The sequence below is a fragment of the Blastococcus sp. Marseille-P5729 genome (genome assembly GCF_900292035.1).
In the GTDB taxonomy this organism is placed as follows: Bacteria; Actinomycetota; Actinomycetes; order Mycobacteriales; family Antricoccaceae; genus Cumulibacter.
The window spans coordinates 1100334-1113635 of the sequence record NZ_OMPO01000001.1 but is presented as its reverse complement, the minus strand read 5'-3'; the positions used below and the strand labels follow the sequence as shown (position 1 = coordinate 1113635).

Annotated in this window: 13 protein-coding genes; 4 read left to right on the top strand and 9 right to left on the bottom strand. The window is 68.0% G+C overall.

The genetic code is table 11. The annotated features are described in order from the left end of the window. Positions 1-14: 14 nt before the first annotated feature. Both DAA40_RS05510 and DAA40_RS05505 read left to right on the top strand, forming a co-directional pair. Complete coding sequence (locus tag DAA40_RS05510; RefSeq protein WP_106848646.1) at positions 15-1550, top strand: class I adenylate-forming enzyme family protein; 1536 nt, start codon at positions 15-17, stop codon at positions 1548-1550. Continuing rightward, positions 1543-2313: a crotonase/enoyl-CoA hydratase family protein gene (locus DAA40_RS05505; RefSeq protein ID WP_106848645.1), complete on the top strand. Its 771-nt coding sequence runs from the start codon at positions 1543-1545 to the stop codon at positions 2311-2313. Before DAA40_RS05510 ends, DAA40_RS05505 begins: the two co-directional genes overlap by 8 nt. Before the next feature lie 151 nt (positions 2314-2464). On the opposite strand, the gene DAA40_RS05500 is transcribed toward DAA40_RS05505, so the two are convergent. After that, complete coding sequence (locus DAA40_RS05500) at positions 2465-3013, bottom strand: YbhB/YbcL family Raf kinase inhibitor-like protein (RefSeq protein ID WP_106848644.1); 549 nt, start codon at positions 3011-3013, stop codon at positions 2465-2467. Between the two features lie 179 nt (positions 3014-3192). Here DAA40_RS05500 and DAA40_RS05495 point away from each other — a divergent pair, with 179 nt between their 5' ends. Continuing rightward, a complete protein-coding gene (locus DAA40_RS05495) occupies positions 3193-4443 on the top strand; it encodes an ABC transporter substrate-binding protein (protein WP_158716252.1) in 1251 nt (416 codons plus the stop codon). On the opposite strand, the gene DAA40_RS05490 is transcribed toward DAA40_RS05495, so the two are convergent. The 8 genes from DAA40_RS05490 to DAA40_RS05455 all read right to left on the bottom strand — a co-directional run bounded on the left by DAA40_RS05490 (position 4444) and on the right by DAA40_RS05455 (position 12367). Continuing rightward, positions 4444-5268, bottom strand: coding sequence for an SURF1 family protein (locus tag DAA40_RS05490; RefSeq protein ID WP_106848642.1), 825 nt, complete (start codon positions 5266-5268; stop codon positions 4444-4446). A gap of 88 nt (positions 5269-5356) precedes the next feature. Further along, positions 5357-6133: a phosphate ABC transporter ATP-binding protein PstB gene (gene pstB, locus DAA40_RS05485; protein WP_106848641.1), complete on the bottom strand. Its 777-nt coding sequence runs from the start codon at positions 6131-6133 to the stop codon at positions 5357-5359. 32 nt (positions 6134-6165) lie between these two features. Further along, the gene (pstA, locus tag DAA40_RS05480; RefSeq protein ID WP_106848640.1) at positions 6166-7257 is read right to left on the bottom strand and encodes a phosphate ABC transporter permease PstA; all 1092 of its coding nucleotides are present in this window, start codon (positions 7255-7257) and stop codon (positions 6166-6168) included. After that, positions 7257-8264 (bottom strand): phosphate ABC transporter permease subunit PstC, encoded by a 1008-nt coding sequence (pstC, locus tag DAA40_RS05475; protein ID WP_106848639.1) that lies wholly within the window; start codon positions 8262-8264, stop codon positions 7257-7259. The genes pstA and pstC overlap by 1 nt, the downstream gene beginning before the upstream one ends. 139 nt (positions 8265-8403) lie before the next feature. Next, complete coding sequence (gene pstS / locus DAA40_RS05470; protein ID WP_106848638.1) at positions 8404-9510, bottom strand: phosphate ABC transporter substrate-binding protein PstS; 1107 nt, start codon at positions 9508-9510, stop codon at positions 8404-8406. 225 nt (positions 9511-9735) lie between these two features. After that, positions 9736-10500, bottom strand: a complete 765-nt coding sequence (locus tag DAA40_RS05465; RefSeq protein ID WP_106848637.1) for a hypothetical protein — start codon at positions 10498-10500, stop codon at positions 9736-9738. Between the two features lie 180 nt (positions 10501-10680). After that, positions 10681-11643, bottom strand: a complete 963-nt coding sequence (mshD, locus tag DAA40_RS05460; RefSeq protein ID WP_199849528.1) for a mycothiol synthase — start codon at positions 11641-11643, stop codon at positions 10681-10683. 10 nt (positions 11644-11653) lie between these two features. Continuing rightward, positions 11654-12367 (bottom strand): response regulator transcription factor, encoded by a 714-nt coding sequence (locus DAA40_RS05455; RefSeq protein ID WP_304529198.1) that lies wholly within the window; start codon positions 12365-12367, stop codon positions 11654-11656. Between the two features lie 145 nt (positions 12368-12512). On the opposite strand from DAA40_RS05455, the gene DAA40_RS05450 reads away from it, so the two are divergent. Continuing rightward, positions 12513-13253, top strand: coding sequence for a DUF2993 domain-containing protein (locus DAA40_RS05450; protein ID WP_158716251.1), 741 nt, complete (start codon positions 12513-12515; stop codon positions 13251-13253). Positions 13254-13302: the final 49 nt, after the last annotated feature.

Genomic DNA, 13302 nt, shown 5'->3' with positions numbered 1-13302 from the left:
CGAAAGGCGCAAGCATGGCGATCGCGGTGAGCCTCATCAGACGAGGTGCAGCTCAGTTCCCAGACCGTACGGCGGTGTACTTCGAGGACCAGACGATGACCTTCAAGGAGGTCGATCAGGCAGCGAACCGCATCTCGGCCGCCTTCGCTGAGATGGGGGTCGCCAAGGGCGAGCGGGTGGCGCTGCTCGTCGGCAACGGCCTGTGGTCCATACCGATCGACTTCGCCACGATGAAGTCCGGGATCGTGCGGGTGCCGCTGAATGCTCGCCTATCTCTGGAAGAGCACGCGCGGATGATCGACGAGGCCGACTGCAGCGTGCTGGTCCACGACGCAGCGCTCGCCGAGCGCGCCCGCGAGCTGGCGACGCGGCGACCAGGCCTGCGTCTGGCGGGCCTGGGTGTGACGGACGACGCCGACGAGCGCGACCTGCTCGATCGGCTCGACGAGCCGGCCCCTGAGCCGGATGTCCAGATCTCGCCCGAGGACCCCTGCCTGCAGCTGTACACCTCCGGCACCACCGGCGTCCTGAAGGCCGTCGTCCACACGCACGGCTCCTTCGGTGCCATCACGACCAACATCCTGTCGAACCTGGTCGATCCGGGCCCGGATAGCGTGATGCTGCACGCCGCATCGCTGATTCACGCCAGCGGCACGTTCGTGCTGCCGTACTGGATACGCGGTGGCGCTTCCGCCGTCCTGTCAGGGTTCGAACCGCAGGGCTACCTGGACGCCGTACGCCGGTACCGCGCCACGGAGCTCAACCTCGTGCCCACGATGATCGGGATGCTCGTGAACTCACCTGCCGCGGCCGAGGCCGACCTGTCCTCGGTGCGGCAGGTCATCTACGGCGCGAGCCCGATGCCGCCTGCGGTGCTGCGCCGCGCCCGCGAGGCGTGGGGTCCGATCCTCACCCAGTACTACGGGCAGAGCGAGGCCCCGCTGTGCATCGCGGTGCTCAGCGCGGCCGACCACGACGACGAGTCGCTGTGGGGCGCGTGCGGGCAGCCCGCGGTGGACGCCGACCTGCGGATCGCGGACGACGACGGGAACCCCGTCGCCCCGGGTGAGGTGGGTGAGATCCAGCTCGATGCACCCTTCCGGATGGCCGGTTACTTCCGGGCCGACGAGCTCAACGCCGAGATGACGACACCGGACGGGTGGCTGCGCACCCGCGACATGGGCCGGATCGACGAACGCGGGTACCTCTACCTCGTCGACCGGCGCAGCGACATGATCATCACCGGCGGCTACAACGTCTATCCGCGCGAGGTCGAGGACGTGCTCTGCGAGCATCCCGCTGTCGGTGAGTGCGCCGTCGTGGGCGCACCGGACGAGAAGTGGGTCGAGGCCGTCACTGCGTTCGTGGCACTGCGCGACGGGCATGAGGCGAGCGAGGGCGAGCTGATCGACTTCGTGAGGGCTCGCCTCGCACCGCACAAGGCGCCGAAGCGGGTGCTCTTCGCCGAGCAGATCCCGAAGTCGGCCGTCGGGAAGATCCTGCGCCGCGCCTTGCGCGAGCCGCTATGGAAGGAGCAGAACAATGGCTGATGTCGTCGTGGAGTACGACGGGCCGGTCGCGATCATCACGATGGCGCGACCCGAGCGGCACAATGCGGTCGATGGCCAGATGGCCGCGCAGCTCGCCGAGGCCATGCGTGCCTTCGATGCCTCGCAGGACGCCTCGATCGCCGTCCTGCGAGGGGAGGGTCCGTCATTCTGCGCGGGCGCGAACCTCAAGGCCATCGGGACCGATCGTGCCAACCGCATGTCGCCAGAAGGTGACGGCCCCATGGGGATCAGCCGGATGCGCTTGCGCAAACCGGTCATCGCGGCGGTCCACGGGAACGCCGTCGCCGGCGGTCTGGAGCTGGCGATCTGGTGCGACCTACGGGTCGTCGAGCGCAGCGCCACCCTGGGCGTGTTCTGCAGGCGGTGGGGGGTGCCGCTGGTCGACGGCGGCACGATCCGGTTGCCGCGGCTGATCGGGCAGAGCCGCGCCCTCGACCTGATCCTGACCGGGCGCCCGGTCGACGGTCAGGAGGCCTACGAGATCGGCCTGGCCAACCGGTTGGTGGACGACGGGACGGCGACCGAGCAGGCCGTGGCGCTGGCCAAGCAGATCGCCCGGATGCCGCAGGAGTGCATGCGCAACGATCGCCGGTCCGTGCTGGAGCAGTGGGGCTATGACGAGCCGGCCGCGATGCGCAACGAGTTCGCGCTCGGCGTCCGGTCACTCGAAGCGAACGGCCTGGACGGGGCCCAGCGCTTCGCTTCGGGGAAGGGCCGCGGCGGCTCGTTCGAGGACATCTAGGGTTCTGGCGCGAAAGCGGTCCACAGTGGCGCGCCGGTCCTAGCGCGCGTCGTCCGCGCGCCTGGATCTGCGGGGCAGCGGAGCACGATATCGGCGCGATAGTGCGCTCCACTGCCCCGCAGATCGGGTTAGGCCGTGCCGGAGCGAGCGGTCAGTGCTCGTACGTCGGGGTCAGGATCGCGCGGGCCAGGGTGTGATAGGCGAGGTTGAAGCTCACGAACGCTGCCGAGGCCTCCTTGGGGATGTCTAGCTTCTCGACATCGAGGGCATGGACGACGAAGTAGTAGCGGTGCGGACCGTCGCCCTGCGGAGGCGCGGCGCCGCCGAAGTCGTTCGTGCCGTAGTCGTTGCGCGCATGCCACGCGCCCTGCGGGAGGCTGCCGCCCTCCGAGCCTGCGCCGGTCTCCAGGGAGGTGACGTCGGCCGGGAGGTCGAGCAGCAGCCAGTGCCAGAAGCCGCACGGAGTCGGCGCGTCGGGATCGAAGCAGGTGACGACATATCCCTTGGTGCCGTCGGGAGCGCCCTCCCAGGACAGTGCCGGCGAGGTGTTCTTGCCGTCCGGGTTGCCCGTCGGGTGGACCTGGTCGAGGCCCATCTGCTCGCCATCTCGGACATCGGCGCTGGTCACGGTGAACGAGCCGGTCTTCGGCATGAGCTCGTACGGGTCGGGGTGCTGCGGTCGCTTGAGCGGGTTCGTCATTGCTGCCTCCAATGGGTCTGGACGTCATCTGCGAACCTACCTGCCTCCGCGTCGGCTCGCAGGCCCTGCGAGCCGGCCTGACCCGCACCAGATATTCCCTTCTCCGCAACAATTTGACATTCTTGTCAAATGCTGACCGAGCCGATCGTCAGCGGGTTGAAAGGGAAACCATGCGCAAGTTGAGCACTGCCGCCGTCTCCGCCACTGCCGTAATTGCACTCGCCGTGACCGGGTGCTCCACCAAGAGCTCAGGAGGCTCAGATGGTGGAGGCGATGGCTCGCTGAAGACTGACTACGGCGTCACCGACGACGAGATCACCCTCCTAGAGCTGTCCGACCTCAGCGGCGTGTTCAAGGTGATTAGCCTCGCCTTCGTCAACGGCACCAAGGTGTGGGCCGAAGAGGTCAACGCCAACGGCGGCATCTGCGACCGCGAGATCAAGCTCGACATCCGCGACACCGCCTACAAGGTCGACAACGCGGTACCGCTGTACGAGGCGGCCAAGAACGAGTCCGTCGGCATGATCAACCTCGGCGGATCGCACATCGTCGCGGCGCTGAAGTCCAAGCTCGTCTCCGACAAGATGCTCACCGTCACCGCGGCGTGGGCGTCGGTCAATCTGGACACGCCCGAGGTGATGATCGTCGGTCAGACCTACGACGTCGAGATGATCAACGGGCTGGCGTTCCTGCAGTCGGAGGGGTTGATCGCCGACGGCGACAAGATCGGCCACATCTACGTCGACTCCGAGTACGGCCAGAACGGGCTGATGGGCAGCAAGGCGTACGCCGCCGAGCACGACATCCAGATCGTCGAGGCACCGATCGCCGCTGCCGACACCGACATGACCGCCACCGTCACCAAGATGAAGAGCGAGGGCGTCAAGGCGATTGCCGTCACCACTCCGCCGGGAGCGCTCACCTCCATCGCCGTCCAGACCCAGGCGCAGGGTCTGGAGGTCCCGCTGATCGGCAACAACCCGTCCTTCGCCCCCAACATGCTCACCGACGCCAACGTCGAGGCCGCCCTGCAGAACTACTACATGGAGTCCTCGGTGGTGCCCTTCGGCGGCGACAACGAGAAGGCCAACGAGATCCTCGCGGCGGTGCAGGAGATGTCCGACGACGAGCCCAACATCGGCTCGGTGCAGGGCTACACCTGGGGCCTGGCGTTCGAGGAGGTGCTCAACATCGCCTGCGAGAACGGTGACATGACCCGCCAGGGTCTGGTCGATGCCAAGGCGGAGATCAGCAGCCTGGAGTCCGACGGCCTGACCGGCAAGCTGGACTTCTCGACCGAGGGTGCCTCCAGTAGCAAGGAGAGCTACATCCTGGTGGTCGACAAGTCCAAGCCGGGCGCGCTGGCCGTCAAGCAGGAGCTCACCGAGTCCGAGGAGGCCAAGAACTACAAGGCCCCGCACCAGAAGTAGCTAGACGCCCGAGGCAGCGGGGACGTCGTCGTCTTCGGCGACGTCCCCGTCGTCCAGGTCCTCCTCGGCCAGCAGCCGGTCGATCGCCTCGCGGCGGACGACGTACACCAGCCCGCCGAGCGTGAGCAGCGCGAACAGCCACCACTGCACGGCGTACGACAGATGCGGGCCGTCGTCCAGCGCGGGAACCGGGATCCGGGAGATCGCCGCGACCGTACCTCCGTCGGTGGGGTCCTCGGCCGTGACCGTGAGGTATCCGCCGGCCAGCTCAGCGCCGAGCTCGTCGGACAGCACGGCGGGGTCGAGAGCGCGCACACTCCGATAAGCGCCGACGTACTCGATGCGGGTGGCCGCTGCGGACGCGTCGTACGGCACCCTGACATTGCCGGTGACGGTGACCGTGCCGGACGGCGGCGGCGGGACTTCCGGGGCGACCTCCGCGCCCGCGGTCGCCACCACGTACCCGCGGTCGACCAGGTAGGTGCGTCCGTCGTCGGCTGCGAAGGGCACCACGATCTCGTAACCCACTCCCTCGTCGAAGGAGCGCTGGCGGATCAGGATCGTCTGCGACTCGTCGTAGCTGCCGGTGATCGACACCTTCGCCCACTCGTTCCCGGGCGCCGGACGCTGGTCGGACGACGCGGGAATGAACTCCGCTGCCGGCTGCGCAGTCGCCTCCAGGTTGGCGCTGATGGCGGCGTTGCGATCCTGCTTCTGGTGCATCCGGTCGAGCTGCCAGACCCCGAGTCGCACCATGGTCGCAGCGGCCAGGAGCACGACGAGGATGCCGGCGATCCACCGTGGCGAGGTCAGGAAGCGATACACATCTCAACGGTACGCGTCCGCAGAACGAACGCGCCCGGCACCTGGGATCGCCAGGGTGCCGGGCGCGGGCCTCGGAGGAGAGAGCCGATCAGCCGAAGCGGCCGGAGATGTAGTCCTCGGTGCGCTTGTTCGACGGGTTGGAGAAGATCTTCGAGGTCTCGTCGTACTCCACGAGCTCGCCGGGCTCGCCGGTCGCCTTCAGGTTGAAGAAGCCGGTCATGTCGGACACGCGAGCGGCCTGCTGCATGTTGTGCGTGACGATGACGATCGTGAACTTCTCCTTCAGCTCCTTCATCAGGTCCTCGATCGCGAGGGTCGAGATGGGGTCGAGCGCGGAGCAGGGCTCGTCCATCAGCAGGACGTCGGGCTGGACGGCGATCGCGCGCGCGATGCACAGGCGCTGCTGCTGGCCGCCGGAGAGGCCGGAGCCGGGCTTGGAGAGGCGGTCCTTGACCTCGTCCCAGAGGTTCGCGCCCTTGAGAGAGCGCTCGACGACCTCGTCGGTCTCGCTCTTCTTGGTGCGTCCCTGCAGCTTCATGCCGGCCACGACGTTGTCGTAGATCGACATGGTGGGGAAGGGATTCGGCCGCTGGAAGACCATGCCGATCTGGCGGCGTACGTTCACCGGGTCGACGGCCGCGGCGTAGATGTCCTCGCCGTCGAGCAGCACCTGGCCCTCGCAGTACGCCCCCGGGATGACCTCGTGCATGCGGTTGAGGGCGCGAAGCACGGTCGACTTGCCACAGCCGGACGGGCCGATGAGGGCGGTGACGGTACGCGGGGCGATCGTCATCGACACATCACGCACCGCGAGGAAGTCGCCGTAGTAGATGTTGAGGTCGTTGACCTCGATGCTCTTGCTCATGTGTTCCTGCTTCTATCGAAGGGGGTCGATGACTACTTCTGCTTGACGCCGGTGTAGCGGGCGATGATCCGCGCGCCGAAGTTGAGCAGCATGATCAGGATGATCAAGGTCAGCGCTGCCGCCCACGCGCGGTCGGCGTTCGCCGACTCGGAGTTGCCGGCAGCGAGGAGGAAGTACTTGTTGACGAATGTCGGCAAGGTCTCCATCTGACCCTCGAAGGGGTCGTAGTTCGTGCGGACGTTGGTGCCGACCAGCAGCAGCAGCGGCGCGGTCTCGCCCATGATGCGGGCGATGCCGAGCATGACGCCGGTGATGATGCCCGACATCGCCGTCGGCAGCACGATCTTGGTGATGGTGCGCCACTTGGGCACGCCCAGGGCGTACGAGGCCTCCCGCAGGTCGTCGTGGACCAGCTTGAGCATCTCCTCGGTCGAGCGGACGACGATCGGCAGCATCAGCAGAACCAGCGACAGCGCGCCGGCCAGGGCGGTGCGGTTGTTGCCGAGGGTCAGCAGCCAGAAGGCGTAGATGAACAGACCCGAGACGATCGACGGGACGCCGGTCATGACGTCGACGAAGAACGAGACCGTGCGGCCGAACCAGGTCTTGCCGCCGTACTCGACCAGGTAGATCGCGGTGAAGATGCCCAGCGGCACCGCGATCGCGGCAGCGATCAGCGAGACGATCAGCGTTCCGTAGATCGCGTGCGTCGCACCGCCCCCGGACTCCGAGGACATGACGCCGAACATCGAGCTGGTGATGAAGTCCATCGTCAACGCGCGGGTCCCGCGGCTGATCGTGTACCAGATGATCATCACCAGCGGCAGCATCGCCAGCGCGAAGCACACGTAGATCAGCGTGGTCGCGAGGCGGTCGCGGGCCTGGCGCGGTCCCTCGGCGGTGAAGCTGAGGATCGTCTGGATGATCAGGTACAGCAGCAGCGCGGTGACGACGAACCCGGCGACCCCCTGGAGGGGGGTGATCAGGAACAGCAGCCAGGTCAGTGCGAGGACGGCGACCGGAAGCGCCCACACGAGCGGCTTGGAGAGCTTGCGTCCGGCGAGGGCGTTGTCGGTCCGCTTCGCGCGCGAAGGCGAGGCAGGGGGAGTGGTCGCGGTGCTCATCAGTGCTTCACCATTCCTCGGCGCAGGATGGCCTGGGCGAGGGAGTTCACGATCAGGGTGATCATGAACAGCACCATTCCGGACGCGATCAGTGCGCCCGTGCCGATGGTGTCGGCCTCGCCGTACTTCAAGGCGATGTTGGAGGCGAACGTGATGCCGCCGGACTCGGTGATGTGCCAGTTGATGTTGTAGGCCGCCGACAGGATGTAGGCCACGGCCATGGTCTCACCGAGCGCGCGGCCCAGGCCGAGGATCGAGGCCGAGACGATGCCGGGGCGGCCGAAGGGCAGCACCGCCATCTTGATCATCTCCCAGCGGGTCGCGCCGAGCGCGTACGCCGCCTCGATGTTGGTGCGCGGGACCTGCCGGAAGACCTCGCGGGCGAGCGCGGCGACGATCGGCAGGATCATGATCGCCAGGACGACGCCGGCGGTGAAGTCCGAGCGGTTGTTGGGCATGTTCTCGGGGCGGTAGTCGAAGATGACCGTCCAGCCGAGGTACTTGTCCAGCCACATCACCAGGCCGGACATGTTCGGCGCGAGGAAGAAGACACCCCACAGGCCGTAGACGATGGAGGGCACCGCGGCGAGGATATCGACGAGGTAGGCGAGGGTCGTGGCGACCCGGCGCGGTGCGTAGAAGGAGATGAACAGCGCGATGCCGACCGCGATCGGCACGGCCAGGATCATCGCGATGATCGAGGTGATCAGCGTGTGGAAGGCGAGTGCCGCGATGCCGAACATCGGAGTCTCGGCGTCCGGCTGCCAGGCGTCGTAGGTCAGGAAGTTCGCCTGGTTCGCAGACAGGGCGTCGATCGCGCGGTAGATCAGGAAGAAGGCGATCGCCGCCATCATGATCAGGACGACGGTGCCCGAACCTGCCGAGAGCCCTCGGAAGACGCGGTCTCCAGCGCGGACCTTGGATGTGTGGCGCGACGGGTCGGTCGGTGGTGATGCTGGTGCGCCGGCGCCGTCTGGCGCGACGACTGATGTCTCAGTGGTCGACATCGGGTTCCTTTGCCTGGGGCTCTTGAGGTCGGACGGCGATTGCCGCGGGGTGCTGCTGGTCCTGCGCGCTAATGCGCCGCACGTGGCTCGAACTGTGCCACGTGCGGCGCGCTAGCGAAACTGCGCGTGGTGCAGTCGACTAGCCGATGGCGTCGATGGCGGACCGGACGTCCTCGAGCAGAGCCTCCGGCAGCTTCGAGTAGCCGGTCTCGGCCAGCACGTCCTGGCCCTCGTCCGACGCGGCGTAGGAGAGGAAGGACTTGACGTTCTTGGCCTTCTCCTCGTCCAGGCCCTTCTCGCAGGTGATCTCGTAGGTGACGAGGACGGCGGGGTAGGCGCCCTCCTCCTTCAGGCCGTAGTTGATCTCCAGCTTGATGTCGTTGCCCTCGCCGGCGCGCTCAGCGGCATCGACGGCCTTGCCGACCGACTCGTCGTTCATCTCGACGCCGCCGAAGCCGGAGTCGAGCTTGACGGTCTTCAGGTCGTTGGCCTTGGCATCGGGTGCATCGACGTACGAGATCGAGCCGTCGGTCGCGTTGACCGCCGACACGATGCCGGCCGAGTCAGGCGCGCCCTGGCCGCCCGGTGCAGCCCAGGCCTTGCCGGTGCCGTAGGTCCACGCGCCGTTGCCGGCCGCGTCCAGGTACTTGGTGAAGTTGTCGGTGGTGCCCGAGTCCTTCGAGCGGTGCACGGTGGCGATCGTGGTACCCGGCAGCTCGACGCCCTCGTTGAGGGCGGCGATGGCCGGGTCGTTCCAGGTGGTGATCTCGCCCGAGAAGATCTTCGACAGGGTCTCGGCGTCCAGGGTCAGGTCCTCGACGCCCCCGACGTTGTAGACCACCGCGACCGGCGAGATGACCAGCGGAATGTTGATCGCCGGGCCGCTCTCGCAGCGGTCGTTGGCCTGAGTGGCCTCTTCCTCGTCGAGCGCGGAGTCCGAGCCGGCCATGTCGGTCTGGCCGGCGATGAAGTCCTTGATGCCCTGGCCGGAGCCGCTGGCGTCGTAGTTGATCGCAACATCGGCGCAGGTCGCCGCGAACTGCGACTGCCAGGCGTCGATGGCCTTGCCCTGAGCGGACGAGCCGCTGGCGTTCAGGTCGCCCGACCCGCACTCGATGTCGGAGCCGCCGCCCGAATCGCCGTTGGCCGAGCCGCCGGAGCCGCTCGAGTCGTCGGAGCAGGCGGACAGGAGCAGCGAGCTCGCGGCGGCGATGCCGGCGAGAGCGTAGGTACGTGAGCGCTTCACCTACATGTTCCCTTCTGGGGTTCGTGTGTCCTCGGAGCGAGGGGGCGTCGTTGCCGAAGCCCGGATTGTGGGCATTGCGCCGCGGTCGGTCGCGGCACCCATCAGCAAGGTAGGGAGACAAGGTGAAGCACCGAGCCGCGATCGGTGAACGCTGCGTGAACTTGCCCTGTCGTGAGCCAAAGCACACGAGGGTATTACGGTAACGAGCGGATGAACGACGCTCTGTCAGCCGAGCGGGAGATCGCGCTGCTCGGCGAGCGCGAAGATCCGGTTCGGGGGTAGGCCGGGGGCGTTCTGGAGGACGACGCGGACCATCCCGTCGCTCACCTCGGCCGCGGCGGCCGTGAAGTAGTCGGAGTGCGGGACGCCATTGAGCGTCGTCCCGGACTCGATCTCCTCGATGATCGCCTCGGCCCGGTCCTGGTCGCCGGCAACGCACAGCACCGACTCGGTCTCGGTGCCGTCGGAGCTGATCGCTGTGCCCACATCGGTCCCGTCGACATCGAGGATCTGCGCCGCAGCGGGATCGCCGAGGCACCGGGCCAGCGCTGCGACGGACTCGTCGTCCATCATGCTCTCGCCGTCCGAATCGGCCCATTGGACCTCGGCCTCCGGACCGGCCAGCGCGACGTCCTCCCCGAGGGTGACCAGCGAATGAACGGTGATCGTCACCTTGACCGTTACGTCCATCTCCTGGCTGAGCACGGGATCGCCGGAGTAGCCAAGCTGCTCGGCGGCCTCGGTCACGGCCTCGCCGTCCTGCCCGCCGGAGAGGAGCATCAGGCGGGCAGGCGGTAGGCCGACGGAAAGGGCGTAGTCCGCCGCACTCAGGTCCATGCCGAGGACGGTCTCGCCGTTGGCCACGGGAGCGAGCGCGGACAGCCCGTAGCCGATCAGAGACTGCCACGTGTCAGGGTCCTCGTCGGCGAGCTCGGTGAGCATGGCGGTGTTGCCGTACTCGACGTACAGGCCCCCGCCGCGGGCGTCCACACTGATCCGCTCGAGCGCCGACGCGACACCAGCCGGGCTATCGGAGGCAGATGCGGATCCTCCAGAGTCGGCCGAGCCGGCAGGGTCCGCGGAATCGGCGCCTGAGCATGCACTGAGCAAAAGCGCTGCCGCCGCGGCGACGATCGGACTGAGTGGGTGGGCGCGCATGAGGACCTGCTTTCAACCGTGCGGCGAGTGCCGATACTGGACGTCGACGGCGTGCTCACCGAACCCGAGTCGGCGATATAGCGCCATCGCCGGGGCGTTGTCGTCATCGACGTACAGCAGCACCGTCGGGATCCTCTTGCCGCGAAGGTGCTCAAGACCCGCGATCGTCAGTGCTTTGCCGAGCCCCCCGCCCTGCGCGCGTGGGCTCACCCCCACGACGTACACCTCACCCAGTGCCCGGCTGGCCGCGTCCGGGTCGGCAGCGAGCTCGGCGGTCGTGGGTCCGTGGATCTTCGTCCAGTGGAACCCGGCGAGCTCGCCGGGCTGCAGGTCGCCGTACGGCGCGGTCGTCTCGGCGATGAGGAAGCCGCCGGCGTCGAACCACTCCTCGCGTTCGCGATCGCGAAGGTCCGCGACCGTCCATGAGCCCTGCTCGGGGTGATCGGCGAAAGCTGCGGCGTTCAACTGCACCCAGGCCTGCTCGTCGCGTGCGGCATCGAAGGTCCGTAATGCCAGCTGCTCGGGCAGCGTCATCGGTGGGAGCGGGGCAGCGAGCGGACGGCGCAGCTGCCACAGGGTCCGTTCGGCGCTCGCGCCGCTGCTTCGCGCGAATGCCTGAGCCGCCTCGAGGTTGCCGTGCGCCCAGATCCGGACGACGTCCGATGGCACCGCCCGGTCGATCTCCCGGAGCAGCGCCGCCCCGACCCCGGTCCGCCGCGCGTCCGGGTCGACGACGATCTCGGCCTCGGCGGCGTCGCGGTCGGCGATCGCATACCCGACCACGGACTCGCCACGTCGGGCGAGCAGATGCTGCCATCGACCTGCCGGGTTGTCTGCGCCGAGCCGGAGGAGCTGATGCTCGGAGATCGGGGCGACGGCGTCGTGATCGGTGGCCCGCTGCACCAGGGCGCGGACGACGCCGCGCATCGTGGAGTCCAGGAGCGCGAGGGCGGTGCATTCGACGGGGCTGCTCACCCCATCGACCCTACGTCGTGGAGTGCTGTGGGGTCGACGTGTCGGTCGAACGCGACTCGGAAGGCGAGACGAACTTGTACCCCACATTGCGCACGGTCCCGATCAGCGCCTCGTGCTCGTTGCCGAGCTTGGCGCGCAGCCGCCGGACGTGCACGTCGACCGTGCGGGTGCCGCCGAAGTAGTCGTAGCCCCACACCTCGGCGAGCAGCTGCGCGCGGGAGAAGACCCGCCCGGGGTGCTGGGCGAGGAACTTCAGCAGCTCGAACTCCTTGTAGGTCAGGTCGAGGGAGCGGCCCTTGATGCGCGCCGCGTAGGAGTCCTCCTCGATCGTGAGGTCTCCCCGGGTGACCACCTGCAGGTCGTCCTCGCTGACCGCCTCCCGGCGGGTGACCGCGAAGCGCAACCGCGCCTCGACCTCTGCGGGGCCCGCACTGGCGAGGATGAAGTCGTCGCAGCCCCACTCCGCCGACATCGCGACCAATCCGCCTTCGGAGACGATCACCAGCAGGGGCGCGGAGACGCCGGTGGTGGACAGCAACCGGGTGAGGGTGCGGGCACCGGCGAGATCCAGACGGGCATCCACGAGCACGGCGTCTCCGCAGTCGTGGTCGATCAGAGCCCCGGGGTCGGGTGAGACGGCGCGGACGGCGTGCGGCAGCAGCCCGAGCGCTGGCAGGATCTCACCCGGCGGCTGGCTGGCGCGCGTCATCATCGTGATCTGCACATCGCCTCCAGCCCGGAATTTCAGGGGATCAGTCTAAGTGTCGGCCGGCGGCAAGTAACGGCGCCGCGAATGTGAGATGGCTCCGCGGTGACCCGCGGGCGTGCCCGCTCGGCGCCGGGGCCGGCACCGGGGCAGAATGGCCCCGATGACTCATCCCGCCTCGCCTGACCTCGGACGCCGGGGACGAGGGCTACGCATCGTGATCGTGTCGGTCATCGTCCTGCTCGCGCTGCTGGTGATCGCCGACCGGGTCGCGGCGTCCGTCGCGGCCTCACGTATCGCCGGCGAGCTGCACTCCCGACTCGGTACCAGCGCCGAGCCTGATGTGACCATCCACGGGTTTCCGCTGCTCACGCAGGCCGTCGCGGGCAGCTACGACAGGGTGCAGATCTCCGGGCAGGGCGTGGACGCCGACCAGCTCGACGAGGTCGACGTGCGGCTGGACCTGCGCGATGTCCAGCTGCCGTTGCGCGATGCGCTCTCGGGCGACGTCAGCGACGCCACCGTCGGCGAAGCGCGCGTCGCGATCGACATCTCCGAGGAGTCCCTCGAGCACCTGACCGGGCTGCCCATCACCATCGAGGGCATCACCGACGAGGTGGCCAGGCTCACAACGAGCTTCGAGGTCCTCGGTCAGCAGATCGAGCTGAGTATCGATGCGATGGTGATCGTGCAGGGCACCATGGCGCACCTCGACGTGCAGGGCGCGAGTGCGGCGGGGATCGACATCCCGACGTATGTCGTCTCGCAGCTCTCCACGGCGATCGGCATCGAGTTCGAGGTGCCCGTGCTCGTCGACGGGATGCACCTCGACGAGGTGACGGCCAGGGACGGCGCGGTCGTACTGCACGCCAGCGGCACCGACGTCCCGATGGTCTTGGGCTAGCCGGGCGGTGTCGTCGCGCGGGATACTCTGACCGGGTGGAAGCGTTCAT

Coding starts and splice junctions, on each gene's coding strand:
- pstC (WP_106848639.1), bottom strand. CDS start 8,264: ATGTCGACCACTGAGACATCAGTCGTCGCGCCAGACGGCGCCGGCGCA.
- DAA40_RS05500 (WP_106848644.1), bottom strand. CDS start 3,013: ATGACGAACCCGCTCAAGCGACCGCAGCACCCCGACCCGTACGAGCTC.
- pstA (WP_106848640.1), bottom strand. CDS start 7,257: ATGAGCACCGCGACCACTCCCCCTGCCTCGCCTTCGCGCGCGAAGCGG.
- DAA40_RS05510 (WP_106848646.1), top strand. CDS start 15: ATGGCGATCGCGGTGAGCCTCATCAGACGAGGTGCAGCTCAGTTCCCA.
- pstB (WP_106848641.1), bottom strand. CDS start 6,133: ATGAGCAAGAGCATCGAGGTCAACGACCTCAACATCTACTACGGCGAC.
- DAA40_RS05450 (WP_158716251.1), top strand. CDS start 12,513: ATGACTCATCCCGCCTCGCCTGACCTCGGACGCCGGGGACGAGGGCTA.
- DAA40_RS05505 (WP_106848645.1), top strand. CDS start 1,543: ATGGCTGATGTCGTCGTGGAGTACGACGGGCCGGTCGCGATCATCACG.